A 25,135-nucleotide genomic window follows, 5' to 3' on the forward strand; every position below is an offset into this window, starting at 1 on the left:
AAGGTCGCGATTCCAGCCTCTTGCCGCAACAAGAGAGTTAACAGGCCCGCCATTCCTGTGCTAGGGTTGGAGTAATAATATGACCCGAGGCAGGGCATCAGCAGTCCGGTCGCCAACGTGCGACCACACAAAGTGCAAAGATCAGCACATCTTGACGCGGGGGTGAACCCCGTGCGCTGCGCGTGTTTTGGCCTCATCAAAAGGGGTGGGCAGGATATGGTCGCAGCATCGGAACTTCCGATCGAAACAGTGCGCGAGGGCGTTGACGCATCGGATATGGCCGAGGCCATCTTTGGCGACGGTGTCGAGGTCGTTTCGGCCTCCTATACCGGGGATCGGGACAGCGCCGGCATTTACACAAACGGTGACAGCGTCGCCCCGGGTGTCACGCCCAGCGATACCGGCGTCATCCTGTCGACGGGTGAGGTCGAGGATTTTACCAACTCCTCTGGCTCATCGAACCAATCCAACAGCACATCGACCAATACGTCTGGTCAAAACAACAACAGCGACTTCAACGCAGCGGCCGGGGCGCGAACCTATGACGCCTCGTATCTCGATGTGGATTTCATCCCCGACGGCAATGTGATGACGATGCAATTCGTCTTCTCATCCGAGGAATACCCCGAATTCCAGAACTCGGTCTATCAGGACTTTGTCGGCGTCTGGGTGAATGGCCAGTTGATCGAGATGGACGTTGGCGACGGCGACACCGATCCGGGCAACATCAACACCACCAACAACATCAACATGTACGTCGACAACTCCAACGACGCCTACAACACCGAGATGGACGGGTTCACGATCACCATGACCCTGACGATGGTGGTCAATCCCGGCATCCTGAATTCGATCCGCATCGGTATCGCCGACGTGTCAGACAACAGTTACGATTCCTCATTGCTGATTGCGGGGGATTCGATCCAGACGGATCTGGTAGCGATCTCGGACGATGTGAACGTTTATCCCGACGGGACCACTTCGTTCAACGTGCTCGACAACGATGTCAGCCAGCCAGGCAGCACGCTCACGATCACCCATATCAATGGCCAACCCGTCAGCTATAACCCGGTGACCGGTGTCGGCACGACGATCACCCTGCCCACCGGGCAGGTAGTCACCGTCGGCCCCAATGGCGAACTGACCGTGGTGGGCGACGGGGACGAAGAAGACTTCAACTTTACCTACACGGTGACGGACGGGTCCAACACCGATGTTGGCTTTGTCAACGCGACCTCTGTCCCCTGCTTTGTAGCGGGCACTTTGATCGCAACGGATCGCGGCGACATGCCGGTTGAGACGTTGCAGCCCGGCGATCTGGTCATGACGCAAGATGATGGGGCGCAACCCCTGCGCTGGATCGGCACGCGGACGGTCGCGGCGCAGGACAACTTCGCCCCTATTCTGATCCGTGCAGGCACCTTTGGGCGGCACGGTGACGTGCAGGTTTCGCCATTGCACCGGGTGCTGGTGCGCGACAGCCTGGCCGAGCTGCTGTTTGGCGAGGCCGAAGTGCTGGTGGCCGCCAAGGACTTGGTCAACGACCATTCCGTGACCCGTCAAGTGGGCGGCACGGTCACATATGTGCATCTGATGTTTGACAAACACCAAGTCGTCTTTACCGAAGGGCTGGCAAGCGAAAGCTTTTTGCCGGGGCCGCAAACCACCAAGAGCTTTGAGCAAGAGATCGTAGCCGAAATTTGCGCGATATTTCCTGAGTTAGACCCGAAAACCGGCGCAGGATACGGCGGTTCTGCCAGACGCACCTTGCGCCATTTCGAGGCGGATCTGCTGCGCAAGGCTCAGGCCGCCGCGTGAACTGGATCGGGCTCACAGACCATGATGAGGGGCGCTTTGCCCCAGGTGGCCTTGGCCCCGTCAAAGGCAACGATGTGGGTGATATGCTGGACCGTGGGACCTTGATGATCGAGACCCGCGTGGCGGGTGACGATCGGCCCCATGACCTCTTGGGGCTCGTCCACAGCTTTCCCTGGGCACGCGAGCTGGCCTTTCGCGCCGTGCCCGGCGGCGGCATTGCCATGGTCCACAAAAATCACGACGATCTGACGCATGCCGCAATCCGCTGGTTGGGGGATGGGCGGCCACAGACGCTGCGGATTTCCTATGCTTGGGACACGAGCCAGGGGTGGGCGCGACTATCGCTGGAACAACCCGAGAGTACACGGGTTCTGCACAGCACGGTCACCAATCCACGCCCCATCCTGACCAGTGACTTGCGCGATATCACCTTGGGCAGCGGCGCGCGGACGCTGTCCAAAGAGGTGCTGTTTGTCGCCGCTGCGACTGACATCACGCCGCTGGGGCCAATGCCATCGCTGCATCCGGGCACACCCATCGCGACCCCCACCGGCTACCGCGCGGCGGGCAACCTGCGGCGCGGGGACACGGTGATCAGCGATGCAGGGCAGATCATTCCGGTGCTTCAAACGGTACGCCACGCCATGCCTGCCCGTGGCAGCTTTGCCCCTGTCCGCCTGCATGCCCCCTATTTTGAGTTGGGGCGCGACATCGTCGTCGCCCCGGAACAGCGGCTTGTCCTCAAAGGATCAGAGGTCGAATACATTTTTGGGCAAGAGGCGGTTCTTGTGCCTGCCCGTCACCTGGTAAACGGCTATGCAGCGTCCTGGGTCGCACCCCAGTCGGTTGCCGAATATGTGCAGCTTGTGTTGCCCGGGCACGAGGCGATTATGGCGGCAGGTGCAGCACTCGAAAGTCTCTATATCGGGCGCTTGCGCCGTAAACCTGATCATCTGGCTGCCAGCGTACTGTCGGATGTGCCGCGCGGGTTACTGCCCGAACACGCAAGGCCCATCCATCAGGTTTTACGCCCATTCGAGGCGATTACGCTGATTGACCAGCGCGCGGCCTAGTCCTCGGCACCGGCGCTTTCTTCACCATCAAAAAACGGCGTCATTTGCGCCACGATCACGGAGTTTTCGTCCAGCGCACGCTGCATCAGTTCACGTTCGCCTGCATCAATCTCGTGACCTTGCGCCTCGCGCTCCGCCAAGGTGCCATAGCCTGTGACGTCCAGCGGCGCAGTGTCCGCCTGTTTCAACAGGGCCACGGTTTCACGCACCGCCTCGGCCTCGTCCACACCGCTGGCAAAGCACATCAGTGCCGCACCGGTCGCCCCCTCGGGCAGCCCGTCACCGGACTTGCGCCCGATCTGCACCAGCAGGGTATAGACCTGCTGGCGCGATGGTTTCTTGGGCTTGGCGGCCTTGTCAGTCACGCAGCAACTCGTTGATCGAGGTCTTGGACCGCGTGCGCGCGTCGACCTTTTTCACGATGACCGCGCAATAGAGGTTCACACCGTTCTTGGACGGCATGGAGCCTGCCACAACGACCGAACCTGCAGGTACTTCGCCATAGGTGAATTCGCCGGTTTCGCGATCCACGATCTTGGTCGACTGGCCGATGAACACGCCCATGCCCAGCACTGAGCCCTCGCGGACGATACAACCCTCGACAACCTCGGAGCGGGCGCCAATGAAACAGTTATCTTCGATGATGGTGGGGCCCGCCTGCATCGGCTCAAGCACACCGCCGATACCGACGCCGCCTGACAGGTGCACATTCTTGCCGATCTGCGCACAAGAGCCGACGGTGGCCCAGGTATCAACCATCGTGCCCTCGTCCACATAGGCACCAAGGTTCACGAAAGACGGCATAAGCACCACACCCGGCGCAATAAAGGCCGATTTGCGGACCACACAGTTCGGCACCGCACGGAAACCGGCAGCCTTCCATTCGTTGTCGCCCCAGCCCTTGAACTTGCTGTCGACCTTGTCCCACCAGCCGCCGCCTTGCGGGCCGCCGTCCTGCTGTTCCATGTCCTTGATGCGAAAGCCCAGAAGGACCGCCTTCTTGGCCCATTGGTTCACATGCCAGTTGCCGTCGTCCTGACGTTCCGCAACCCGCAAACCGCCACCATCAAGGGCGGCCAGCGTGTCCTCGATCGCCTCGCGTTGCTCTCCTGTCGTGGCAGGCGTAATTGTGTCACGGGCCTCCCAGGCGGCTTCGATGGCGGTTTCAAGCTGTGCGTTGGACATTTGGATTCTCCCCGAAAAGCGTTGCGGCGCTTAGACAACAAAGCGCACAGCCATGCAATCATATCTGGGCATCCCCGCAGCACCGCGATACCCCTTGAAACAAGCCTAAGGGAGCAGACCAAATGAAAGACGACCGCCAGAGCCCGTTCCGGGACGCCCACACCGACCGCGCCGCCGCCGAAGGTGTGCCTGACACACCCCAAACCCGGTCACCTGCCTATGCGTTGGCATTTGCGGATGAGGAGTTCATGTGCCGGGATGAGTTGCGCCCGGTCCGGTTGCAACTGGAACTGCTCAAGCCCGAACTGATGATGAATGAAGCGGGCATTTCCTCGACCATCGTGCTCTTTGGCGGGGCGCGTATTCCCGATCCGGTCAACAAGGACAAGGCCCGGACCAAGACGCTTTCGGACCTGTCACATTTCTATGACGAGGCGCGGGAATTTTCGCGGCTGATGACCGAGAAATCCAATGCCAGTGGCGGCACAGAGAACGTTGTGGTTACGGGCGGTGGCCCAGGAGTGATGGAAGCGGGCAACCGTGGGGCTGTTGACGCGTCTGGCGCCTCAATCGGTCTGAATATCGTACTACCCTTTGAACAGGCTCCGAACGCCTATGTGACGCCGGACCTGTGTTTCAACTTCCACTATTTCGCGATCCGCAAGATGCACTTCCTGATGCGCGCGCGGGCCATCTGTGTGTTTCCCGGCGGCTTTGGCACGCTGGACGAGCTTTTCGAGGCACTAACCCTGATCCAGACGGGGCGAATGCAGCGGGTGCCTTTCCTCCTCTTTGGGCGGGCGTTCTGGGAAAGCATCATCAACTGGGATGCTCTGGCGGATGCGGGCACGATCTCGGAACGTGATCTCGACCTTTTCCGCTTTGTCGAAACGGCCCAGGAGGCGGTGGACCTGATCGAAAACTGGGGTCCGGCCGAGGCGCGGACCGAAGTACCGGGCCGCTAGCGCTGGAGCCCTTCGAGGTAGATCGCCAGATCAATCAAAGCGCGCGGGGTTGCAAGTGTCTCGCCGCTTTGGGTCACCCAATCCTCGACCGGGCCATCCAACAGCGGTCCAAATTCCGGCATGCCCCCAATCTGATAGCGACCCGGATAGCCATAGACCTGCGCCATCACATCATCGATGGGATAGACCCCACCATTGTTCCGCGCCAACAGCGTCAGATCAGCAGGCGCCACGCTAAGATCAGACGCCAGAGGGCCATCACCGCGCCCCTTTGCGCCATGGCAAACCGCGCATTGCTCGCTGAAAAAAAGTGCGCCGGGAAGTTCCGGTTCGGCGGTTGCACAGGCCGCTCCTGACAAGGCAGTTGCAGACATTAGGGCAAAGGTACGGATCATCTTGGGCCTCCTGAGGCAAGTTCACCTGCGATATTGCGTGGCGCTGCAATGGATGTCGTTGATCTTGGTCAAAAGGAGGGGGCTATCTGGTAAGCGCAGCCGCCAACCGAGCCGCCCATGCGTCATAGACTTGTGGGCCAGGATGAAACCCGTCAGAGGCCATCATCGACACATCCATCGGAAAATCGAGTGGGACATGGGTCACGTTCCCCCAGGCATCCGCCAATTCCCGCAAACGTCGGTCAAAGCGATCAGCGCGCCGGCCCAGAACAGTACGCAATGGGCGTGGCAATAACGGAAAGTGCCCCATCGGAGGCAAGCCGGAGACGCAGATTCGCATTATGCCAAAACGAGTTTCCAGGGTGTTGAGGATTGCCGCGTAGTTTTTGCACCAGACATGCTCTGACACGCCATTCTTGGTGTCGTTCACGCCCAGCGCAACAACGGCCATGTCGAACCGGTCCTCCGGCAGGTCGGCCAACATCGCCAGGGCCGTCGCCGTTGTCGCCCCGGATTTGGCAACCAATGTCCAGGATACGGCGCGGTCGTGGGACAGATGTGCTGCCAACCGGCCGGCCAAGGCATCACGCTGATGAAGCACTCCAACCCCCGCCGCAGATGAATCGCCCAATATCAGCAGGCGCAAGGGCGAGCCGCCGCCTGCAGCTCCAATGCGCTCGCCCTCTGCCTCGGGCAAACGTTGGGCGCGGGCGACGACCCATACCCCCTGCACCAGCAAGAGAGGCGTCACAAGAAGGGTCAGAATCCGCCTCATGTTTGCGCTTGCGGTCCGGTATGCGCGCTTGGGTCAGAGATCGGTCACTCGTCCTTTTTCTCGCCGGGCGTGATCTTGATCCCCTTTTCGGCGGCCTTCCTCTTCATCCGCTCGTTGTTTTCCTTCATAGCCTCTTCGAGCTTTTTGTCGAAGTCTTCCAAGGCGGCCGTGGCTGTTGCGGAATGCTCCGTCGCGGTGCCCCAAAGGATGCCGTCGACGGGCACCTGGTGCATTGGACCGCAGATGCCAGTCTTTCGGGTCGAGAGTGTGTATTGGCGCGGTATTGTGACGATGGCGTAACCTGCGGCATGCGCACCGGACAGGCGCACCATGAACTTGACGGGGAACTGCCGCATCGACACGACAAAGCTGTACTTGCGCTTCCACTTGTCACGGTATGGATTCATGTTGGCTTCGATCACCACCGGGCCGATGGCTTTGAGGATTGCGGCAACAAGCTCTTTGGGCTTCATCCCCGCTTTCTTGCACAGCGCATCGCGGTTTTTCTTGGACGCGCCTTTGTCCAGCTCGGGTTCTTCTTTGCCTTTTTTCACAACGGAAAAGTACACCGACGGCTGCGTCTCTATGCGCAGCCAACCGTCCGCATCGCTGGCGGTATGAGTGCTGCAATTGTATGAATAGATATCGGTCGCTCGCATTTGTTGCGTGCTGATATATTCATAGAGGTTCCCCAGTTTGTCGCCGCCAAACATAGGGTCCAGATCAAAGTCCTGCTGTCCAATTTGCAATTTCAACGTCAAATCTCCTGCGGTGAATAACCCACAGTATGACGCAAGATCGAATTTTGAAAAGCTCAGGCTGCCAGGTTGGACGGCAAGGCACAGACCGGAACGTGATGGGGCAAGGTTTCGACAACATCACCTGCATCGGTTTCACGGATTGCATAGCCATAGCCTGCCAAGCGGTGCATCCATTCGCGACGCGACAGCGCCTTGCTGCGTTCACGGGTTACAAGGTCCAGCACTTGGGCCTCAATGAAGCGGTCGTTGTTAAAGATAATCGACATGGGTTTTCTCCAGTTTCCGTATTTCCCTGAAGATGACCCTGCCCACGGACCAAGGCCGCATTGGTGCGCAAACGGGAAAAGATTGTGACCATTTCGAGAACAGTCATGATAATTTCCATCTATTGGTGAACTTACTCGCGCTTTTGCTTTGGATAATCCTTGAGGCGGTCCTTGATCTGCTTCAGGCGCTGACGCGCTTTGTTCAGCTTCTCTTCGGCCTCGATCAGGTCCGGTTCCAGCATTTCGAAGGTCATCGCATCCTTGCCCGCGCGTTCGCGCAGGTAGTCGCGAATAACCTTGCGCTCTTTGACCCGCCCCGACTGAACGGCTCGCTCTTCCTTTAGCTTGTAACGCAGTTCTGCGCGGGCATCCGCATCGGTCGGGTCCAGGGGCCGCCACATATCGAACTTGACCTTTTCCGGGGTCACAAGGATCGATATGTCTCGCGTGCAGTCAAAGAATGGAATGGCGTAAAACCGAAGGTCATAGGGAATGGTCAAGAAGACTGACCCCGGATTCCCGATCGTCGGCACAGTGATCCGGTACACGAGGAAAGACACCTGCGCGTAGATCTTGAAGGAGATTTTGACGCCAAGCTCCTGTAAGAAACGTTCGTACGGCACTTTGTGCGTATAGCTGCCAAATCGCGTGTTCTGCCTTGCATCAAAGGCCAGACCGTCGCCATCCCCGGATGCCGCCGCATAGGCATTGTAAAGCGCCTTGGTGGCGGCCTTGGTCATCTTGCCCTTGGCATTCAGGCCCGCGACGCTCAACTCTTGCGAAACGTTGAAACGACCTTGGGCGTCGACGGCACCATCAACCCCCTCCAACTCGCTATCAATGCAATCATAGGTCATCACGTGAATGCGGCGCTTGGCATCCATCGCTTTGATCAGGCCATGCTCATGGTCCGGCAATTTGCTTTTGCCGTTGTTCACCAGCCAGGCGGCCCCGCCCAGATCAAACTCTTCGGCTGTGACCTTCAGATCACCGAATTTCAGCGTGGTCATGCGCGCGCCTCCTCCGTCAGGAGCAAAGCAAAGCATGGCACCGCGATTCGACCAAAGGAAATTCGGGCGGTTTAGCCGAGGCCCGCCTCAGCCGCGATTTCCTTGCGGGACTTGCGCGCGCGTTCTGTCGCCGACTTCAGCTGACCACAGGCCGCCATGATGTCTTCACCCCGCGGGGTTCGGATCGGGCTGGCGTAACCGGCATTATAGATGATGTTGGCAAAGGCGCGAATGCGGTTGTTGGAACTGCGGGTATAGGGTGCACCGGGCCATTCGTTGAAGGGGATCAAGTTGATCTTGGCCGGGATGCCCTCGATCAGTTTGATCAGACGGTGGGCATCTTCATCACTGTCATTGACCCCGTGCAACATCACGTACTCAAAGGTAATCCGCTCGGAATTGCGGCCACGCGGATAGGCTTTCAAGGCCTCCAGCAACGCCTCTATGTTCCAGCGCTTGTTGATCGGCACGAGCTTGTCCCGCACCTCGTCCGTGGTGGCATGGAAGGACACAGCCAACTGACAGCCAATTTCGTTTGCGGTCCGCTCAATCTCCGGCACAACGCCCGAGGTGCTAAGGGTAATGCGGCGACGGGACAGTTGAATGCCTTCCTCGTCCATGGCGATCTTCATCGCGTCACGCACGTTTTCGAAATTATAGAGCGGCTCGCCCATTCCCATCAGCACGATGTTGGACAAAAGGCGCGTCTCGTCCTTGGGCGCGCCGGGCACGGGCCATTCATCCAGATCATCGCGGGCCATCATGACCTGACCGACAATTTCACCCGCGGTCAGATTCCGCACCAGTTTCTGCGTACCCGTGTGACAAAACGAACAGGTCAGAGTGCAACCGACTTGGCTCGAAATACAAAGCGTCCCGCGCCCCTCTTCGGGGATATAAACCACCTCGACCTCGTGACCGCCCGCAATGCGGACAAGCCATTTGCGGGTGCCATCCTCGCTCACCTGCTTAGACACGACTTCGGGGATTTCGATGACAAACTTCTCGGCCAACTCGGCGCGATAGGCCTTGCTAAGGTTGGTCATGACGGCAAAGTCACGTACGCCCCATTGGTAAATCCACTGCCAGATTTGACCGACCCGCATCTTGGCCTGCTTTTCCGGCGTGCCACTTGCGATCAAGACTTCGCGCATCGCGTCACGAGTCAGGCCAACAAGGTTCACAGGCCCCTCAGGCAATTTCCGGGGGATCGTCAAAACATCCTGAGTGATCGGCGCGTCAGCCATGGCAAGGGTCCAGACAAGTAAGGTGATGCGGCTCTATATAGGAAAAGCCCCGGTGATCAAAAGGATTCGGTCCAAATGAATAAGGGGACCGTGCAAACGGCCCCCTCTTGTCTGTTCTAAAAAATCTTGGCCGTCAGAGTTTACTCTGCCGCAACTGCCTTGGGCGCCCAAGCGAACGGAGCAAAGGCCGCATCGGTCGGCGTTTCAAAGATCGAGTTGGTAAAGTTCGACATGACCTTTTGCGCAATGATCAGGATCACATCCAGCATGGCGCGCTCGCCGTATCCTGCGGCCTCAAAGGCCGCGATGGCATCCGCACCGGGGCGACCATGGGTTTCGCGCACGGCGAGGGTAAAGGTACGCAACGCTTCGAGCTTTGCAGGCAAAGGCGTCTCATCGCGCAGCGCATTCACGATGTCCGTGTCAATCTTTTCCATTTTGGCGATGCCAGTGTGGGCAGGCACACAGTAGTGACAGGCGTTGGCGACATTCACGGTCATCCAGACGACGGTACGCTCTTCGGGGTCAAAGGCTGTGCCTTCGATCGCCAGACGGTGCAGGTGCTGATACCCTTCCAGCAGGCCAGGGCTTGTCGCCATCACGCCATGCAGGCTGGGCAAACGGCCAAAGGCCTTGATCGATTTTTCCAGCAAAGGCTTGGACGCTTCGGGGGCGGTGTCGAGAGTATGTACGGTGGTGGTGACCATAATGCGTTCCTTTCGGGGTTGGATGGACAACCACCTAATACGGAACCGATAAGTTCCAAACTGCCCGAAACGCAGACGCGGCCGTGCATCTCTGCACAGCCGCTCTCAGACTTGTGACTTGTGGTGCGCCCGGCGTTACCCGCCGCAACGCCCCTCCGCATCCTCAACCGCAGCCGTAAAGCCAAGCAGCGAGAAGGTATCTTTTGTTGTGGTGCCCCGGCTAGAAATGCCGGTCACCACCGCATCTGCGCCGCGCTTCATCGCTGTAACGATCTTGGCATCGTCAGCGACAGTCGCGGGCCAGGCCCATTCGCCGTCGGTAAACAATTCAAATTCGTTGCCACCGATGTTTATGTTCACCGTTGACCCGGATCGGAACGGATATCCACCGGTAAAGGCAACCTGTCCCTTGGCATCTGCGCTGGGGCGATAAAACACCATCAGCAAAATCTGGCCCCGTGTCGCCGCCACAACCCGACCTTCGCGGGTGTTGACGGTTTCCTTGGGCGTGGCCACGCCCCAGCACTCCGTTGGATTATCCTCTACAAAGACACTCCAATCGGTTTTGGCCGCCACGCGGTTGGTGCTTTGGTCTTGCGCCCATGCGGCGCCTGCCATCAGCGACAATGCGCCAACGCCCAACGCAATCTTTGACAAAAATCCCATCTTTACAGCCTCCAAGCTGTCCAAACCTCAATACCGGAACCGCACTTCAGGCACACCATTTTCGGTGCATTCTCTTGCAAGCGCGGCATTTCTTCTCGACAAGTGCCACATTAGCGCGAAACGCGCGACGCAGGAAAGCCGAATTGGCGGGTTTTCGCGCAGATGTGAGGAAAATCATGACGAATCCGGTTGTCCTGGCCGAAGTTTGGCGCGGTCCCTTTCTGGAAAGCATGCATCACGGTCACGCCGTTGTCTGTGATGACACCGGCCAGATCGTCCAAGCCTGGGGCGATCCGGAGGCCGTTGTTTTACCGCGCTCGTCGTCCAAGATGATCCAGGCGCTGCCTTTGATCGAAAGCGGGGCTGCCGCCGCTCACGGGCTCACGACCGAGCATCTGGCGCTCGCCTGTGCGTCGCACAGTGGGGCTGCGATCCACACCGACCGTGTGCAGGCTTGGCTGAAACACATCGGCAAGGGCGATCATGATTTTCGCTGTGGACCTCAAATCCCGGACAACACCGAGGCCCGCAATGCCCTGGTCAATACGGACCAAAGCCCCTGCCAGTATCACAACAACTGCTCCGGCAAGCATTCCGGCTTTCTGACCCTTGCCAAGCATCTGGGCGCGGGCCCCGACTATATTGACCCGGATCACCCGGTGCAGCAGGCCTGCCTTGAAGCGTTTGAGCGAACGACGCAGGAAACCTCGCCCGGCTTCGGCATCGACGGCTGTTCGGCCCCCAACTATGCCAGCACCCTGCACGGCATGGCCCGGGCCATGGCCCATTTCGCCGCCGCCGATGCGGACAGCGCCGAAGGGCAGCTGCGCCATGCCATGGGCTTGCATTCTGATCTGGTTGCAGGCGAGGGTCGCGCCTGTACCCGCCTGATGCGTGCAATGGACGGCAAGGTGGCGATCAAGACCGGGGCCGAAGGCTTTTTCATCGCCATTCTGCCCGAGCAACGGATGGGCGTCGCCCTCAAGATCAGCGACGGTGCGACCCGCGCCAGCGAATGCGCCATCGCGCAAATTTTGGTCAAGCTGGGCGCGCTTGATCCCAACCATCCGGAGGCGCTGGCTTTCACCAACGGTGCAATCAAGAATCGCCGTGATATTGAGACCGGCCACCTGCGCGCCGCACCGGCCTTGCTCTAGGGCGGATCAAGATCCGCCTTACAGGCTACATTTCAATGACGGGCGCGACCTCGACCGATCCGCTTCCATCCGCGACCATCGGGCAACCCTTGGCCATCTCGCAGGCGGCTTCGGGCGTATCCGCCTTGACGATCGTGTACCCCGAAATGGGGTTCGAACCGCCGTCCTGCGTCACACCAGCGGCAGTAACAGTCATCGACTGACCCACCGGGTTGCCGCCATTGACCACGGCTTCGCCCATATCGTCGAACCACTGGCCCCAGGCCGCCATGGCCTTTTCGCCCGCTTCCTGCGTCTCGGGAATAGTGCCCCCGTGATAGGCAAACACAAACTCTGGCATCTCATCCTCCCTGATAAGCGTCCATTGGCAGCCTACCACAGATTGGCGACCGGATGGTCCAAACCTTCTCTGTTCAAGAAAATCCCTGGGTCTGGGGCAGAGCCACAGTTATGCGCCTACAAATTCAGACCGCGCATAGCCTTGCAAAAACAACAGTGCCGTCAGATCGCCAAAGTTGACACGCACATCGCATTGCGCCGCAACGCTTGGCTTGGCGTGCAGGGCCACACCCATGCCTGCGCGACGCAGCATTCCCAGATCATTCGCCCCATCGCCAACGGCCAGAACATCGGCGCCCACAAGACCCAAATGGGCGGTAATCTGGATGAGCGCATCGACCTTGGCCTGCTGCCCCAGGATCGGCATCCCGACCTCTCCGGTTAAAACCCCATCCGCGACGAGCAATGTATTGGCCCGGTTCTCGTCAAACCCCAATTGCCCCGCGACGGCCGCCGTAAAGGCGGTAAAGCCACCCGACACCAGAGCGGCATATGCCCCCGCCGCCTTCATTGTCGCCAGCAAAGCAGGGCCACCCGGCATCAAGGTGATCCGGGTGGCAAGAACATCGCCAATCACGCTTTCAGGCAGATCGCGCAGCAGACAGACACGCTCGCGAATGGCCGCCTCGAAATCCAACTCGCCGTTCATGGCGCGCGCTGTGATGTCCTTGACCCGGTCGCCGACGCCCGCCACATCGGCCAGCTCGTCAATGCATTCCTGCTGGATCATGGTGCTGTCCATATCCGCGATCAGCATCCGCTTGCGGCGGCCCTCAGCGGGTTGGATCACCAGATCGACACCCATCTTTTGCACGTCAGCCCACACGTCCCATTGGTTTGCAGGCAATTGCACCAGCGAAAATTCTGCCGCCTCATCCGGGGACAGCCATTGGGCGTCGCCCCCACCCCAGGCATTGCGGAGGCTTTCGACCAAGGCACCCTCCAGATTGCGAACGGTTGGATCGGCCAAAAGGGTGCAAACAAACATCGGGGCAGTCTCCGAAAAGGCTATGTTGGGGTCACCTGGCGCTATAGCCGCCAAGCTTTGTTGATGCCAGCCTCGCAAATTTAGGCTTGTGCTCATGTCTCCATTTTATTATTTCACGAAATATGGAATCTTTGTTGATCAATCGCCTCTCGACCCTCGCCCATCCGGGTCGGATGGCCATGTTTCGCCTGCTCATGCGGCGCTGCCCGGATGAGGTGACCGCAGGCGAAATTGCTCAAGCACTCGACCTCAAGCCCAGCACTGCGTCAATTTACTTTTCCGCGCTCACCAAGGACGGCCTGATCACGCAGCGGCGCGAAGGCACTCGACTGCTCTATACCGTGAACCCAGCCGCGGCGCGCGAAGTTGTGGCCGGCATTTTCCTCGATTGCTGCCGTGGACGGGCTGATATGTGCCCCCCGGAAATCGCCACCCTGTTTCAAGACCTCGCGCCTTCGGACGACTCAAAGTTCAACGTTTTGTTTGTCTGTTCGGGCAACTCGGCCCGCTCCATCTTTGCCGAGGCAATTCTGCGGGACCTAGCCGGCGACCGTTTCAACGCTTTTTCCGCTGGCACAGCGCCGCGGGACAGCGTGAACCTGCGCGTGCTTGAGCTGCTCAAGGCAAAAGGGCATGATGTAACAGAGCTGCGCACGAAAGGGGTTACGGAATTTCAAGCCCCGGACGCACCCCGAATGGACTTTGTCTTTACCGTCTGTGACCGCGCCGCGAATGAGGATTGCCCAACCTGGGCCGGGCAGCCTGTTTCGGGTCATTGGGGCGTGCCCCCGCCGGTCAAGGCCAGCGGCACCGAGGCAGAACGCCGCCTCGCCTTTCAGCACGCTTACGGTGCACTGCAAAATCGTATCGCCGCCTTCACCGCCCTCCCGTTCGCGCTTTTGGATCGTGGAACGTTGCAAAAGCGCGTAGACGACATTGGCAAAGCGACAACCACACCGGGAAATTGATATTATGACCACCTACGCTCTCAACGGCCTTGGCCGGATCGGCAAATTGGCTCTGCGCCCGCTTCTGGAACGCGGCGCAAAGATCGCATTCATCAACGATGCCGTGGGTGACCCGGCCATGCACGCCCATCTGTTGGAATTCGACTCGGTTCATGGCCGTTGGCCCGCAGTGTTCTCTGCCGATGAGAATTCGATCACAATTGACGGCACCCGCATTCCAGTCACAAGCAGCCGCAGCTTGGAAGACCTGCCGCTGGACGGTGTGGACGTGATGATCGACTGTACGGGTGCCTTCAAGACCGAAGCCGCTCTCGCGCCCTATTTCGCTGCTGGCATCCAAAAGGTTGTCGTCTCGGCCCCGGTCAAGGACGGCCCGACCGCCAATATCGTTTATGGCGTGAACGACGATGTTTATGACCCGGCGGCCCACCAAATCGTCACGGCAGCCAGCTGCACCACCAACTGTCTGGCCCCGGTGGTCAAGGTTCTGTTGGACGGCATCGGGATCAAGCACGGCTCAATCACAACGATCCATGACGTGACCAACACCCAGACCATCGTTGACCGCCCTGCCAAGGATTTGCGCCGCGCGCGCTCGGCCCTCACAAACCTGATCCCCACGACAACCGGCTCGGCCACGGCGATCACGCTGATTTACCCGGAGCTCAAGGGCAAGCTGAACGGCCATGCCGTCCGTGTCCCGCTGCTCAATGCATCCATCACCGATTGCGTGTTTGAGATGGCTCGCGAAACGACGGTCGAAGAGGTCAATGGCCTGTTCGAGGCTGCCGCCAATGGCCCCCTCACGGGCATTCTGGGCTATGAAACCCGGCCCCTTGTATCGTCGGACTATACCAACGACCAACGCAGCAGCATCGTGGACGGCCTGTCGACGATGGTGGTGAACGGCACACAGCTCAAAGTCTATGCCTGGTATGACAACGAATATGGTTATGCCTACCGCCTTGTGGACGTGGCCCTGATGGTTGGCGGCAAGTTGTGACGCGGCCCGCGGGGTTCTCTGCCTACGTCACCGTGACGGCCGCCTATTGGGCCTTCATGCTGACGGACGGGGCCTTGCGGATGCTCGTTCTGCTGCACTTTCACACGCTTGGCTTTTCGCCGGTGCAGCTGGCCTATCTCTTTGTGCTTTACGAGGTGGCGGGGGTGATCACCAACGTTTTGGCAGGTTGGATCGCGGCGCGGTTTGGGCTGACCTCGACACTTTATGCCGGACTGTCTTTGCAGGTCGTGGCGCTGTTGGCACTGGCACAGCTTGATCCCGCGTGGGGCATCACAGCCTCGGTAATCTTTGTGATGCTGGTCCAAGGGCTGTCTGGCGTGGCCAAGGACCTGGCCAAAATGGGATCAAAGAGCGCGGTCAAGATCTTGGCCCCTGACACCAGCGGCGCACTCTTTCGCTGGGTCGCCTTGCTCACCGGGTCCAAGAACGCGGTGAAGGGCACCGGCTTCCTGCTCGGCGCGGTACTGCTCGCAGTCTTTGGCTTTGTGCCCTCGGTTCTGGCGATGGCGGCCATCCTTTTTGCCATCCTGATCGCCGTGGTGATCGGCATGCCAGCGGGCCTGCCGATGGGGCGCAAGGGGGTCCGGTTCGCAGAGGTGCTTGCTCACTCTTCCAACGTCACTTGGCTCAGCCTGTCGCGGCTTTTTCTCTTTGGGGCGCGGGACGTGTGGTTTGTGGTTGGCATCCCGATCTATTTCTATGCGGTTCTTTCGGACGGGTCAGAAGCAGGCAACCGCGCCGCATTCTTCATGATCGGGGCGTTCATGGCAGTCTGGACAATCTTCTATGGCTTCGTCCAGTGGCAGGCACCCCGCATTCTGCGCGCCACCTCACGGAACGAAGAACAGACCCTGACACAGGCCAAATTGTGGGTTGCACTTCTGGTGATTGTGCCGGGCGCGCTTGCCGCTTTGGTTTGGATGTCTGACGCCCCTTCCACCGCACTTACCATCACAGTTGTGATCGGCCTCTTGGCTTTTGGCGGTCTCTTTGCGGTGAACTCATCGCTCCATTCCTACCTCATCCTCAGCTTTACGGATGCTGAACGGGTCACGATGGATGTGGGGTTCTACTATATGTCCAACGCCGCCGGGCGGCTGGTCGGGACGGTCCTGTCAGGGCTCAGCTATCAATTGGGCGGCCTGCCGCTCTGCCTAGGCACAGCGGCGGTTATGATCTGCCTCAGCTTTCTCGGGATACAGCAACTGAAGCCAAGGCAGATGCTCACGGCTTAGGCTCAGGCTGTTTCCGTCTCGTCCACCACCTCGGCAAAGGCGGTAAAGAATTTGCCAGCCAGCTTTTTGGCCGTACTCTGGATCAACCGGCTTCCCAATTGGGCCAGTTTGCCTCCTATGGCTGCCTTGGCATCATAGCGCAGGATTGTGGTATCCCCGTCGGCCGTGAGGGTCACATCCGCCCCGCCCTTGGCATGACCCGCCGCACCGCCATTGCCCTGGCCCGTCAGCGAAAAAGCATCCGGCGCGCCCGACGTGTCTAATTCAACCGTCCCAGTAAACCGCGCCTTCACCGGCCCAACCTTGAGGACAACCTTGGCCTCAAGCTCCGTCTCCGAATGCTTGATCAACTCTTCACAGCCCGGGATGCACTGGCGCAGCACCTCCGGGTCGTTCAGGGCGGCATAAACCCGATCCTTGGGAGCATTGATGACAATCTCGTCCGAGAGTTCCATAGCGAGGTCCTTTTTCAGCAACAGGGAAATTTGATGGCGGCCAGCTGCTCGGCCTGGGCCGGGGTCAGGGCCGCCTTGCGGCGAAGTGCGATGAAGGCCGTCCAAAGCTTGCGCATGTTGTATCCTTTGATGATGTCAGCCGTCATGAGGTTTCACCGACCGGCGACGTACGCTGACCAATTCGGCCAGGATCGACAGGGCAATCTCTTCTGGTGTGACCGCACCGATATCGAGGCCCGCAGGGGCCTTGACCGCGTCGATCTTATCGCGGGGCAAGCCCTTGGCCTCTAGCTTGTCCGCCAAGGTTGCGAATTTCCGGCGACTTCCGACAAAGGCGATGTGATCAGCCCCGTGCGACAGGGCTTGGGTCAGGGCATCCATGTCCCCCTGTCCTTGCGTGGCAATGACGATAACCCGTTGGCGATGGCCCGGCTCATTGGTCAGAACCGACGCTTCTGACCAATGAAACTGCGGGGCCAAAATACTCAGCGCCTGCGCCACCGGCGAGCCACCCAGCACCACCAGTTGCGGCATGGGAAGGCACGGTTCGATAAAGATGTCGACGCTGCCCCGCGATGGGCAGCCGTTGCGGTCAAAGCGCGTGCCATCCACCTCGTCGCCAGCAGTTACGCCCTTTTCGGCCAGCAAATCCTCGGGCGCGACGGACACCAGTTGGGGTGTCCCATCCTGTAACGCGGTCAAAGCAGCCCGGCGCACCGCACCTCGGGTACAACCGCCGCCCAACCAACCATGCAAAATCGTGCCATCCGCGCTCAGCAGGGCCTTGGCACCGGGTTTGGCCGCTGTTGCCCCAGCCGTGCGCACGATGGTCGCAAAGGCAAAGGGTTCGTCCCGGGCCCGCAACGCTTGTGCCGCTTCGGCAAGATCTGTGGATTGGAACTCTGCCGGGGTCATAGGATCGCCAGATCCCGCTCCAACGCCGCAAGATCGTCCAGCGTATTCGCCGCATTAAAGAGATCGACATACGGCAGCGCCGCCGCCATCCCCCCGGCCACCGGCGCATAATCGCGCCAGCCCTTCAGGGGGTTCAGCCAGATCACCTTGCACCCGCGTTTTCTAAGCTTGGCCAGCGCCACGCCAATGGCCTCAGGCGGGGCCGTGTCATAACCATCCGACAGGATCAGCACCACGCTGCGCCCATCGACAAACCGCTTGGCATAGGTGTCGGCAAACTGTAGCAGTGACGGCCCAATCTTGGACCCGCCGCCAAACCCATCCGCCATCAAAGACATGCGCCCGATGGCGCGCATCGCATCCTTGTCGCGCAGCGCCTCGGTGATCCGCACAAGACGCGTGTGAAAAAGGTAGGCATCCGCCGCCGTATCGGCCCGCATCAACCCGGCGAGAAAGGACAGGAATACCTGCGCGTAGACCGACATCGACCCCGACACATCGCACAGCGCCACAATCTTGCGGGTGCGGTCAGGGCGACGCTTGCGCAACAACCTAACGGGCTCACCTCCGGTGGCGAGGCTTTGGCGAATGGTCTTGCGAAAGTGCAGCCGGTCGCCCTTGCGCGCCGCGATCCGGCGCCGGGACCGGCGGTCGCGCAGCGCAGCCCCAAGGCGGCGCGCGACGGCCTCGGCCTCGGCGATCTCTTCGGGGCGGACCATCTCGCGAAGGTCCTTGCGGGACAGGTTGCGCACCTCTGTCGCGATCAGCTTGCCGGTGCCATCGCTGTCCGCATCACCCTGGTCGGCATCGGGCGCCGTAGCCGACCCACTGTTGCTGGCATCCTGCCCCTTGGCATCACGGGACGAATGCACATCGTCACTGATACCGCTGGATTTGGTTGGAACGACCTTCTGCTTCACCCGCCCCGCATCCAGCCAATAGCTGTCAAACAGGGCATCAAACCGCTCCGCTTCTTCCTTGCAGCCGGTGCAAACGGCGCGCAAAGCGCGACGGCTGTCTTCCGGTTTAGCGGCAGCCACGTGGGTCAGGGCGGCGAGGGCCAAGTCTGCCTCGGCCACACCCAATCGCAATCTATTCTGCCGTAGATGCGCAACAAAGCCACCGACACGCGCGGCAGGCCCGGGATCCCGCCCCGCAAAGCGGGTCACGCGGCTCATGCCGCCCTCCCCGCAATGCGGCTGGCCACTTCGACCGTGACCTGCGCCTGATCGCTTTGCGTCTTGAGCAAAGTTGTGAGTGTGGATTGAAGCACCGCCGGATCAGAAGTGAGGTCGGCAATGCCCAAACCCATGAGAGCCGCCGCAAAATCCAGTGTCTCGGCAATGCCGGGGGTCTTCTCCAACTCCTCCTCGCGAAGTTTCTGGACAAAGCCCACGATCTGACCCGCCAAACGCGCCTCAACGCCCGGACAACGGGCCTTGAGTATGGCCAGTTCCGTTTCCCGGTCGGGATAGTCCACGTAAGTGTATAGGCACCTGCGGCGCAGTGCATCCGACAGGTCGCGAGTGCCATTCGAGGTCAGGATGACAATCGGCCGCGAGGTCGCCGTGATTGTCCCAAGCTCGGGGATGGACACCTGATAATCGGACAGGATTTCCAGCAGATAAGCTTCGAACTCCTCATCCGCCCGGTCAATCTCGTCAATCAGCAAAACCGGCGGCACATCCTGTGTGATGGCCGCCAGCAGCGGCCGCTCCAACAAAAAATCGCGGGAAAAGATACGCGCCTCAACCGCCTTGCCAGTTTTGCCATCCTCAGCCGCCGCGCGGATGGTCAACAACTGACGCTGGTAGTTCCACTCGTAAATCGCCTGCGCCGCATCCAACCCTTCATAGCATTGCAGCCGGATCAGGCGGGTGTCGCGAACCGCCGCCAAGGTGCGCGCAATCTCGGTCTTGCCAACGCCCGCCGCCCCCTCAAGCAGTAAGGGCCGACCAAGCGACAGGGCCAGATGCAAGGCTACAGCCAGATCATCCGAGGCCACATAGCCCTCGCTCGCCAGCGCGGTTTTGAGTTCAGTCCAGGTCATGCAAATCTCCGCAAGGCGGGGTGTACCCCGCCCTACTCCTCGTTTCACTCGTGCAGACCAAGTTCATTGGCGGTCTTCCAGATCCGCCAATGGTCATGCGGCATGTTGGTGTGCCGATTGCCGAAGGGCCGGAACGCATCCTGTACCGCATTCGAGAAACAGGGCACGCCACCCACATGGGGGCTTTCTCCGACGCCCTTCGCCCCGATGGGGTGATGCGGGCTGGGCGTGACGGTGTGGTCCGTCTCGTAGTTCGGAACCTCCCACGCTGTGGGCAGGAAAAAGTCCATCAACGTGCCCGTTTTGACGTTGCCCATATCGTCATAGGCAATTTCCTGGCCCAACGAGACGGCCAGTGCCTCGGTTAAGCCGCCATGCACCTGCCCCTCGATGATCATCGGATTGATCCGCGTGCCGCAATCGTCCAGCGCATAAAAGCGGCGGATGTCCGGCACGCCGGTGTCGACGTCGATATCCATGACACAGACATAGGCCCCGAACGGATAGGTCATGTTGGGCGGGTCGTAATAGCTGACCGCCTCCAACCCTGGCTCAAGCCCCGGGATCGCCTGATTGTAGGCGGCAAAGGCAACTTCCTTCATCGTCTTGAACCGCTCTGGCGCGCCCTTGACCACAAACCGATCCACGTCGAATTCAACGTCATTGTCGTGGACCTCAAGCAAGTAGGCGGCAATCATCTGGGCCTTGGCCCTGATCTTGCGCCCCGCCATGGCAGTAGCCGCCCCCGCAACGGGGGTGGAGCGGGAGCCATATGTGCCCAGACCATAAGGGGCAGTATCGGTGTCCCCTTCCTCGATCGTGATACTGTCTGCTGGCAGGCCAATTTCCGTGGCCAGGATTTGCGCAAATGTTGTCGCGTGTCCCTGTCCCTGGGAAATCGTGCCAAGCCGAGCGATCGCCGACCCCGTAGGATGGATGCGGATTTCGCAACTGTCGAACATGCCAAGGCCCAGAATATCGCAATTCTTGACCGGGCCTGCGCCCACGATCTCGGTGAAAAAGCTCAGGCCAATCCCCATAAGCGACCGCGTCTTGCCCGCCTTGAAATCTTCGACCCTTTGCGCCTGTTCGGCCCTCAAACCGGCATAATCCACCGTCTCAAGCGCCTTATCCCAGGCAGTGTGATAGTCACCGCTGTCATATTCCCAACCCAGCGCGGCCTTGTACGGGAACTGCTCTTTCTTGATGAAGTTCATACGCCGCAACTCGGCCGCGTCCATGTTCAACTCAATCGCCAGAACTTCGATCATCCGTTCGATGAAATACACGGCCTCGGTCACCCGGAAGGAACAGCGATAGCTGACGCCGCCGGGGGCCTTGTTGGTGTAAACTCCGTCCACCTCAAGGTACGCGGTCGGAATGTCATAGGAGCCGGTGCAGATGTTCATGAAACCGGCGGGGAACTTGGTCGGGTCGGCGCAGGCGTCGAACCCGCCATGATCCGCCACCACCTGACAATGCAGGCCGGTGATCTTGCCCTCTTTGGTGGCGGCGATCTTGCCCGTCATGTGGTAGTCGCGGGCAAAGGCGGTGGTCATCAGGTTGTCCATCCGGTCCTCGATCCACTTGACCGGTTTGCCCGTGACAATGGACGCCACGACCGAACAGACATAGCCGGGATAGGCCCCAACCTTGTTGCCGAAACCCCCGCCGATATCGGGGGAAATCACGCGAATGTTGTGCTCTTCAATGCCCGAGATCAGGGACACGACTGTCCGGATCGCATGTGGCGCCTGGAAGGTGCCCCAAAGCGTCAGCTTGCCGTTGACCTTGTCCATAGACGCAACACAGCCGCAGGTTTCCAACGGGCACGGATGCGTGCGGTGGTAATACATCGATTCCGTGGCCACCACGTCAGCCTCGGCAATGACCTGATCGGTCGGGTCCTTGTCGCCCGCTTCCCAGGTAAAAATATGGTTGGGATGCTTGCGGGCACCATGGGCCCCATCGGGGACGGAGCCATCCTCAGCCACCAAATCCTCGCGCAGTACCACGTCCGATTGCAGCGCCTCAAACGGGTCAACGATGACGGGCAGTTCTTCGTACTCAACCTCGACCAATTCGATACCGTCAGCGGCGGCATAGCGGTCTTCGGCCACGACAAAGGCGACCTCCTGCCCCTGAAACAACACTTTGCCATCGGCCAGCACCATCTGTTTGTCGCCCGCCAAGGTCGGCATCCAATGCAGGCCCAATGGCTCAAGATCAGCCGCAGTCAAAACGGCCAAAACACCCGGAACTTTCAGCGCTTCTTCGGTATTGATGCTGGTGATGCGCGCGTGGGCATAGGGGGAGCGGACGAAATCGCCAAAAAGCATCCCGTCCAGCTTGATGTCGTCGACATAATTGCCCTTGCCTTGGGTGAACCGCGCGTCCTCGACCCGCTTGCGCGAGCAACCCATGCCCTTGAGGTTGTCGACCCGTTCGTCGCGTGTAATTTCGTCCTTCATTCTGCGGCCTCCTTGGCGGCTGACATCTCGGCGGCAGCGGCCTGAATGGATTTCACGATGTTCTGATAGCCTGTGCAGCGGCACAGATTGCCCGCCATGCCGAACCGAATTTCTTCTTCAGTCGGGTTCGGGATTTCTTCCAACAGCTTGGTGGCGCGGGTAATCATCCCCGGCGTGCAATACCCGCATTGCAACCCGTGATGTTCCTTGAACGCCTCTTGCAGCGGATGCAGGTTATCTGGCCCGCCAATCCCCTCGATGGTGGTGATGTCGGCCCCATCAGCCTGCGCCACGAACATCGTGCAGGATTTGACAGATTTGCCGCCGATTGTGACGGTGCAGGCCCCGCAATGGGAGGTTTCGCAGCCGATATGCGGGCCCGTGATGTTCAGACGTTCCCGCAGGGTGTAGATCAACAGCTCGCGCGGTTCGGCCAGGAATTCCTCTTCCTTGCCGTTCACCGTCAGTGTGATGTGCATTTTCTTTGGCATATCCGTGATACTCCTCAGGCCCGCGACCAGGCGCGTTCGATAGCGCGGCGCAGGATAATGCCGGCCACGTGTTTCTTGAATGCGACGGGGCCGCGGTTGTCTTCGCTGGGGTCGATGTCGCCCAGCATCGCGGCCATTGCGGCCTTAATCGCGCTATCGTCCACGGACGTGCCCACCAGCGCGTCACAGGCAGCTTGGGAATAGATCGGAGTATCGCTCAGGTTCGTCATGGCGATGGAAGCGGCGGCGCAAGTGCCCCCCTCATTTACGATCTGCACGGCGGCCGCGGCGGTGGCATAATCGCCAATCTTGCGCTTTTGCTTTTCGTAGGCGTGGCCGCCCTTGAGCAGCGGAATGGTAACGGCGGTCAGCACTTCCTCATCCTCACGGGCGGTCATATAGGCCGCCTCGTAGAAGTCGCGCGCAGGCACGTCGCGGGTGCCATCCGCACCAATCAGGTGAAAGGTTGCATCGAGGCACTGCATCAAGCCCGGCATATCATTGCCCGGATCGCCATTGGCCACATTCCCGCCGACCGTGCCCATGTAACGGACTTGAGGATCAGCGATCTGCAATGCAGCCTCGCGCAGGATCGGGGCGGCAGTGGCCAAACCCTCGTGCGTTATGATGTCAGATTGAGTGACCATCGCGCCGATGCGAATGCTGTCTGTGCCGACCTCGATATCCGAAAGGCCGCCCACGTCCTGAAGGTCGATCAGATGGGGCACGTCGGCCATGCGGAGCTTCATCATTGGGATCAGGCTGTGGCCGCCTGCCATGACACGGGCCTCGTCGCCATGCTCTGCGAGCAGGGACAAAACACCCTCCATATCTTTGGGTCGATAATACTCAAATGCCGCTGGAATCATCGGCTCTCCTCCCTGAAAGCGTGTATTCTTGCTACGGGGAGGCTGGCATGCCGTTGTATGCAGGGCTTGCGAAAACCCATGAAACACGGGGTTATTGCACGAAATGCGCCTGATTAAGCACGAGTTGCGCCGACCGGCACCGAAAGGGCATCCTGCGTCGCCTTGAGCTTGGACCGGCTGACCGGTGCAGGCGGCAGGCTGTCCCCGTCAAAGAGGCAGCGGCCCTTGTCCTTGCTCCTCTCAAACCGGGCCACCTTGGCCGGATTGACCAAATAGCTGCGGTGGGTCTGCAAAAACCCGGCAGGCAACAAACGCTTGGTTGCCTCGGTGATCGGCCAGACACAGAAAAGCCGATCATGGGGTGTATAGATCTGGGTGTAGTGCCCATCGGCCCGCACCAATGCCACATCACCGGGCGCGACAAAAACCTTGCCGCCATCGCGTTCGCAAGGAATGTGCAAGGCGGGGGCTTCAACGTCGGCGACAGCAAGCGCAGTCGCGGGGCCGTCGGAGGCGGGCACAAGATAAGTGATGCTGACCCACAAGAACGCACCAAAGATCACAAAGCTGGAAAATATCACGCCCATCGCCAGGATCTCGTTGCTCATGGCGGGGCCAAATTCGGCAACGCGCGGCACAGACACAAATTGCGTTCCCGCCATTGCAAAAAAGTGCACCGAACAGACCGCCGCAGCAAAGCACAAGGTGCCCAATAGGATGTTGCGGTTGGTCCGATGACCGTAGGCAACACCAAAGGCGAGCATGCAGAGCATGATGGCAACACCCCCGGACGCAAGAATGCCCACGGTCGTATAAACGGCGCGGCACAGCTCAAGCCCCGCCATACCGATGTAATGCATCGCCAAAACGCCAACACCGACGATTGCACCCGCAGCCCCGATCACCCACGGCGTCCGTTCCGTGAAATGCAGCAGGATCAGCGCCGCCCCCACAATCAGGATTGCTGTCAAAGCGGACATCAACGTGACCGCCGCGTCATAGTAAAACAGAACAGGCAGTTGCAGACCCAGCATCGCCACGAAATGCATCGACCAGATGCCCCCGCCCAGCGCGACAGAGGCCAGCGCCACCGACAGCTTTTTCTGGGTCACGGACTTTTCGGACAGGTTCCGCGTCAGCGACAACCCAGTAAATCCTGCAACCAACGCAATGATGCAGGACATCACGACAAGGACCGTGTTGTGGTTAAAGTCTAGCGCCTCCATGCCCGCGAAAATGGCTAAAAAGGGTGGACTTGGCAATTTGCAATTTAGTGAGGGGCAGGATTGGGCGCATGCGTTTCCC

General features: G+C 59.8%; 28 protein-coding genes. 7 read left to right on the plus strand and 21 right to left on the minus strand.

The annotated features are described in order from the left end of the window. Positions 1-216 precede the first annotated feature (216 nt). Positions 217-1,818, plus strand: a complete 1,602-nt coding sequence (locus Q1A44_RS02005) for a Hint domain-containing protein (RefSeq protein WP_299618828.1) — start codon at positions 217-219, stop codon at positions 1,816-1,818. After that, complete coding sequence (locus tag Q1A44_RS02010; RefSeq protein ID WP_299618831.1) at positions 1,815-2,891, plus strand: Hint domain-containing protein; 1,077 nt, start codon at positions 1,815-1,817, stop codon at positions 2,889-2,891. The genes Q1A44_RS02005 and Q1A44_RS02010 overlap by 4 nt, the downstream gene beginning before the upstream one ends. Here Q1A44_RS02010 and Q1A44_RS02015 read toward each other — a convergent pair. Together Q1A44_RS02015 and dapD are read right to left on the minus strand one after the other, a co-directional pair. Beyond that, the gene (locus tag Q1A44_RS02015) at positions 2,888-3,256 is read right to left on the minus strand and encodes a hypothetical protein (protein WP_299618834.1); all 369 of its coding nucleotides are present in this window, start codon (positions 3,254-3,256) and stop codon (positions 2,888-2,890) included. The two genes, Q1A44_RS02010 and Q1A44_RS02015, sit on opposite strands and share 4 nt — an antisense overlap. Further along, on the minus strand, positions 3,249-4,076 hold the full coding sequence (dapD, locus tag Q1A44_RS02020; RefSeq protein WP_299618837.1) for a 2,3,4,5-tetrahydropyridine-2,6-dicarboxylate N-succinyltransferase: 828 nt from the start codon (positions 4,074-4,076) through the stop codon (positions 3,249-3,251). Before dapD ends, Q1A44_RS02015 begins: the two co-directional genes overlap by 8 nt. A 122-nt stretch (positions 4,077-4,198) precedes the next feature. Between dapD and Q1A44_RS02025 the strand changes: the two genes are divergently transcribed. Next, the gene (locus Q1A44_RS02025; RefSeq protein ID WP_299618840.1) at positions 4,199-5,041 is read left to right on the plus strand and encodes a TIGR00730 family Rossman fold protein; all 843 of its coding nucleotides are present in this window, start codon (positions 4,199-4,201) and stop codon (positions 5,039-5,041) included. On the opposite strand, the gene Q1A44_RS02030 is transcribed toward Q1A44_RS02025, so the two are convergent. The 8 genes from Q1A44_RS02030 to Q1A44_RS02065 form a co-directional block, all read right to left on the minus strand. Continuing rightward, entirely contained in the window at positions 5,038-5,436 is a 399-nt protein-coding gene (locus Q1A44_RS02030) for a c-type cytochrome (RefSeq protein WP_299618844.1), read from the minus strand. The two genes, Q1A44_RS02025 and Q1A44_RS02030, sit on opposite strands and share 4 nt — an antisense overlap. An 82-nt stretch (positions 5,437-5,518) precedes the next feature. Continuing rightward, the gene (locus tag Q1A44_RS02035) at positions 5,519-6,211 is read right to left on the minus strand and encodes an SGNH/GDSL hydrolase family protein (RefSeq protein WP_299618847.1); all 693 of its coding nucleotides are present in this window, start codon (positions 6,209-6,211) and stop codon (positions 5,519-5,521) included. 44 nt (positions 6,212-6,255) lie between these two features. After that, positions 6,256-6,966: a hypothetical protein gene (locus tag Q1A44_RS02040; RefSeq protein WP_299618850.1), complete on the minus strand. Its 711-nt coding sequence runs from the start codon at positions 6,964-6,966 to the stop codon at positions 6,256-6,258. A 59-nt stretch (positions 6,967-7,025) separates the two neighbouring features. Then, a complete protein-coding gene (locus tag Q1A44_RS02045; RefSeq protein ID WP_299618853.1) occupies positions 7,026-7,238 on the minus strand; it encodes a hypothetical protein in 213 nt (70 codons plus the stop codon). Positions 7,239-7,369: 131 nt separating this feature from the next. Next, a complete protein-coding gene (locus Q1A44_RS02050) occupies positions 7,370-8,248 on the minus strand; it encodes a hypothetical protein (protein ID WP_299618856.1) in 879 nt (292 codons plus the stop codon). Positions 8,249-8,319: 71 nt separating this feature from the next. Next, positions 8,320-9,495: a 23S rRNA (adenine(2503)-C(2))-methyltransferase RlmN gene (gene rlmN / locus Q1A44_RS02055; protein WP_299618858.1), complete on the minus strand. Its 1,176-nt coding sequence runs from the start codon at positions 9,493-9,495 to the stop codon at positions 8,320-8,322. A gap of 140 nt (positions 9,496-9,635) precedes the next feature. Then, the gene (locus tag Q1A44_RS02060) at positions 9,636-10,202 is read right to left on the minus strand and encodes a carboxymuconolactone decarboxylase family protein (protein ID WP_299618862.1); all 567 of its coding nucleotides are present in this window, start codon (positions 10,200-10,202) and stop codon (positions 9,636-9,638) included. Between the two features lie 135 nt (positions 10,203-10,337). Then, positions 10,338-10,868: an invasion associated locus B family protein gene (locus tag Q1A44_RS02065; protein ID WP_299618865.1), complete on the minus strand. Its 531-nt coding sequence runs from the start codon at positions 10,866-10,868 to the stop codon at positions 10,338-10,340. A 176-nt stretch (positions 10,869-11,044) separates the two neighbouring features. On the opposite strand from Q1A44_RS02065, the gene Q1A44_RS02070 reads away from it, so the two are divergent. Further along, positions 11,045-12,025: an asparaginase gene (locus tag Q1A44_RS02070; RefSeq protein WP_299618868.1), complete on the plus strand. Its 981-nt coding sequence runs from the start codon at positions 11,045-11,047 to the stop codon at positions 12,023-12,025. A gap of 25 nt (positions 12,026-12,050) precedes the next feature. Here Q1A44_RS02070 and Q1A44_RS02075 read toward each other — a convergent pair whose 3' ends face one another. Further along, positions 12,051-12,365 carry a YciI family protein gene (locus Q1A44_RS02075; protein ID WP_299618871.1) on the minus strand — a complete coding sequence of 105 codons (315 nt, stop codon included), beginning with the start codon at positions 12,363-12,365 and terminating at the stop codon, positions 12,051-12,053. A gap of 108 nt (positions 12,366-12,473) precedes the next feature. Beyond that, the gene (gene serB / locus Q1A44_RS02080) at positions 12,474-13,352 is read right to left on the minus strand and encodes a phosphoserine phosphatase SerB (protein WP_299618874.1); all 879 of its coding nucleotides are present in this window, start codon (positions 13,350-13,352) and stop codon (positions 12,474-12,476) included. 122 nt (positions 13,353-13,474) lie between these two features. Here serB and Q1A44_RS02085 point away from each other — a divergent pair, with 122 nt between their 5' ends. The 3 genes from Q1A44_RS02085 to arsJ are packed head-to-tail and all read left to right on the plus strand — an operon-like array spanning position 13,475 to position 16,579. Next, positions 13,475-14,320, plus strand: a complete 846-nt coding sequence (locus tag Q1A44_RS02085) for a helix-turn-helix domain-containing protein (protein WP_299618877.1) — start codon at positions 13,475-13,477, stop codon at positions 14,318-14,320. Positions 14,321-14,324: 4 nt separating this feature from the next. Next, positions 14,325-15,323 (plus strand): ArsJ-associated glyceraldehyde-3-phosphate dehydrogenase, encoded by a 999-nt coding sequence (locus Q1A44_RS02090; protein WP_299618880.1) that lies wholly within the window; start codon positions 14,325-14,327, stop codon positions 15,321-15,323. After that, on the plus strand, positions 15,320-16,579 hold the full coding sequence (arsJ, locus tag Q1A44_RS02095; RefSeq protein ID WP_299618883.1) for an organoarsenical effux MFS transporter ArsJ: 1,260 nt from the start codon (positions 15,320-15,322) through the stop codon (positions 16,577-16,579). Before Q1A44_RS02090 ends, arsJ begins: the two co-directional genes overlap by 4 nt. A 2-nt stretch (positions 16,580-16,581) precedes the next feature. Here the strand turns inward: arsJ and Q1A44_RS02100 are convergent, their stop codons facing one another. The 9 genes from Q1A44_RS02100 to Q1A44_RS02140 all read right to left on the minus strand — a co-directional run bounded on the left by Q1A44_RS02100 (position 16,582) and on the right by Q1A44_RS02140 (position 25,056). Then, entirely contained in the window at positions 16,582-17,034 is a 453-nt protein-coding gene (locus tag Q1A44_RS02100) for a CoxG family protein (RefSeq protein WP_299618887.1), read from the minus strand. A gap of 14 nt (positions 17,035-17,048) precedes the next feature. Then, complete coding sequence (locus Q1A44_RS02105) at positions 17,049-17,180, minus strand: hypothetical protein (RefSeq protein ID WP_299618889.1); 132 nt, start codon at positions 17,178-17,180, stop codon at positions 17,049-17,051. Beyond that, positions 17,170-17,949: an XdhC family protein gene (locus tag Q1A44_RS02110; RefSeq protein WP_299618891.1), complete on the minus strand. Its 780-nt coding sequence runs from the start codon at positions 17,947-17,949 to the stop codon at positions 17,170-17,172. Before Q1A44_RS02110 ends, Q1A44_RS02105 begins: the two co-directional genes overlap by 11 nt. After that, positions 17,946-19,127: a VWA domain-containing protein gene (locus tag Q1A44_RS02115; RefSeq protein ID WP_299618892.1), complete on the minus strand. Its 1,182-nt coding sequence runs from the start codon at positions 19,125-19,127 to the stop codon at positions 17,946-17,948. The genes Q1A44_RS02110 and Q1A44_RS02115 overlap by 4 nt, the downstream gene beginning before the upstream one ends. Beyond that, complete coding sequence (locus Q1A44_RS02120; RefSeq protein ID WP_299618894.1) at positions 19,124-19,999, minus strand: MoxR family ATPase; 876 nt, start codon at positions 19,997-19,999, stop codon at positions 19,124-19,126. Before Q1A44_RS02120 ends, Q1A44_RS02115 begins: the two co-directional genes overlap by 4 nt. Positions 20,000-20,043: 44 nt before the next feature. Then, complete coding sequence (locus Q1A44_RS02125; protein ID WP_299618897.1) at positions 20,044-22,470, minus strand: aerobic carbon-monoxide dehydrogenase large subunit; 2,427 nt, start codon at positions 22,468-22,470, stop codon at positions 20,044-20,046. Further along, complete coding sequence (locus tag Q1A44_RS02130; RefSeq protein ID WP_299618900.1) at positions 22,467-22,961, minus strand: (2Fe-2S)-binding protein; 495 nt, start codon at positions 22,959-22,961, stop codon at positions 22,467-22,469. Before Q1A44_RS02130 ends, Q1A44_RS02125 begins: the two co-directional genes overlap by 4 nt. Before the next feature lie 14 nt (positions 22,962-22,975). Continuing rightward, positions 22,976-23,830, minus strand: coding sequence for a xanthine dehydrogenase family protein subunit M (locus Q1A44_RS02135; protein WP_299618903.1), 855 nt, complete (start codon positions 23,828-23,830; stop codon positions 22,976-22,978). A gap of 113 nt (positions 23,831-23,943) precedes the next feature. After that, positions 23,944-25,056, minus strand: a complete 1,113-nt coding sequence (locus tag Q1A44_RS02140) for an MHYT domain-containing protein (protein ID WP_299618907.1) — start codon at positions 25,054-25,056, stop codon at positions 23,944-23,946. Positions 25,057-25,135: the final 79 nt, after the last annotated feature.

Origin of the sequence: uncultured Tateyamaria sp., assembly GCF_947503705.1 — a bacterium.
Taxonomy (GTDB): Bacteria; Pseudomonadota; Alphaproteobacteria; order Rhodobacterales; family Rhodobacteraceae; genus Tateyamaria.

Coding starts and splice junctions, on each gene's coding strand:
- dapD (WP_299618837.1), bottom strand. CDS start 4,076: ATGTCCAACGCACAGCTTGAAACCGCCATCGAAGCCGCCTGGGAGGCC.
- Q1A44_RS02050 (WP_299618856.1), bottom strand. CDS start 8,248: ATGACCACGCTGAAATTCGGTGATCTGAAGGTCACAGCCGAAGAGTTT.
- Q1A44_RS02060 (WP_299618862.1), bottom strand. CDS start 10,202: ATGGTCACCACCACCGTACATACTCTCGACACCGCCCCCGAAGCGTCC.
- serB (WP_299618874.1), bottom strand. CDS start 13,352: ATGTTTGTTTGCACCCTTTTGGCCGATCCAACCGTTCGCAATCTGGAG.
- Q1A44_RS02135 (WP_299618903.1), bottom strand. CDS start 23,830: ATGATTCCAGCGGCATTTGAGTATTATCGACCCAAAGATATGGAGGGT.
- Q1A44_RS02035 (WP_299618847.1), bottom strand. CDS start 6,211: ATGAGGCGGATTCTGACCCTTCTTGTGACGCCTCTCTTGCTGGTGCAG.
- Q1A44_RS02045 (WP_299618853.1), bottom strand. CDS start 7,238: ATGTCGATTATCTTTAACAACGACCGCTTCATTGAGGCCCAAGTGCTG.
- Q1A44_RS02115 (WP_299618892.1), bottom strand. CDS start 19,127: ATGAGCCGCGTGACCCGCTTTGCGGGGCGGGATCCCGGGCCTGCCGCG.
- Q1A44_RS02100 (WP_299618887.1), bottom strand. CDS start 17,034: ATGGAACTCTCGGACGAGATTGTCATCAATGCTCCCAAGGATCGGGTT.
- Q1A44_RS02140 (WP_299618907.1), bottom strand. CDS start 25,056: ATGGAGGCGCTAGACTTTAACCACAACACGGTCCTTGTCGTGATGTCC.
- Q1A44_RS02130 (WP_299618900.1), bottom strand. CDS start 22,961: ATGCCAAAGAAAATGCACATCACACTGACGGTGAACGGCAAGGAAGAG.
- Q1A44_RS02090 (WP_299618880.1), top strand. CDS start 14,325: ATGACCACCTACGCTCTCAACGGCCTTGGCCGGATCGGCAAATTGGCT.
- Q1A44_RS02070 (WP_299618868.1), top strand. CDS start 11,045: ATGACGAATCCGGTTGTCCTGGCCGAAGTTTGGCGCGGTCCCTTTCTG.
- Q1A44_RS02125 (WP_299618897.1), bottom strand. CDS start 22,470: ATGAAGGACGAAATTACACGCGACGAACGGGTCGACAACCTCAAGGGC.
- rlmN (WP_299618858.1), bottom strand. CDS start 9,495: ATGGCTGACGCGCCGATCACTCAGGATGTTTTGACGATCCCCCGGAAA.
- Q1A44_RS02120 (WP_299618894.1), bottom strand. CDS start 19,999: ATGACCTGGACTGAACTCAAAACCGCGCTGGCGAGCGAGGGCTATGTG.
- Q1A44_RS02105 (WP_299618889.1), bottom strand. CDS start 17,180: ATGACGGCTGACATCATCAAAGGATACAACATGCGCAAGCTTTGGACG.
- Q1A44_RS02065 (WP_299618865.1), bottom strand. CDS start 10,868: ATGGGATTTTTGTCAAAGATTGCGTTGGGCGTTGGCGCATTGTCGCTG.
- Q1A44_RS02025 (WP_299618840.1), top strand. CDS start 4,199: ATGAAAGACGACCGCCAGAGCCCGTTCCGGGACGCCCACACCGACCGC.
- Q1A44_RS02085 (WP_299618877.1), top strand. CDS start 13,475: ATGGAATCTTTGTTGATCAATCGCCTCTCGACCCTCGCCCATCCGGGT.
- Q1A44_RS02110 (WP_299618891.1), bottom strand. CDS start 17,949: ATGACCCCGGCAGAGTTCCAATCCACAGATCTTGCCGAAGCGGCACAA.
- Q1A44_RS02005 (WP_299618828.1), top strand. CDS start 217: ATGGTCGCAGCATCGGAACTTCCGATCGAAACAGTGCGCGAGGGCGTT.
- Q1A44_RS02030 (WP_299618844.1), bottom strand. CDS start 5,436: ATGATCCGTACCTTTGCCCTAATGTCTGCAACTGCCTTGTCAGGAGCG.
- Q1A44_RS02075 (WP_299618871.1), bottom strand. CDS start 12,365: ATGCCAGAGTTTGTGTTTGCCTATCACGGGGGCACTATTCCCGAGACG.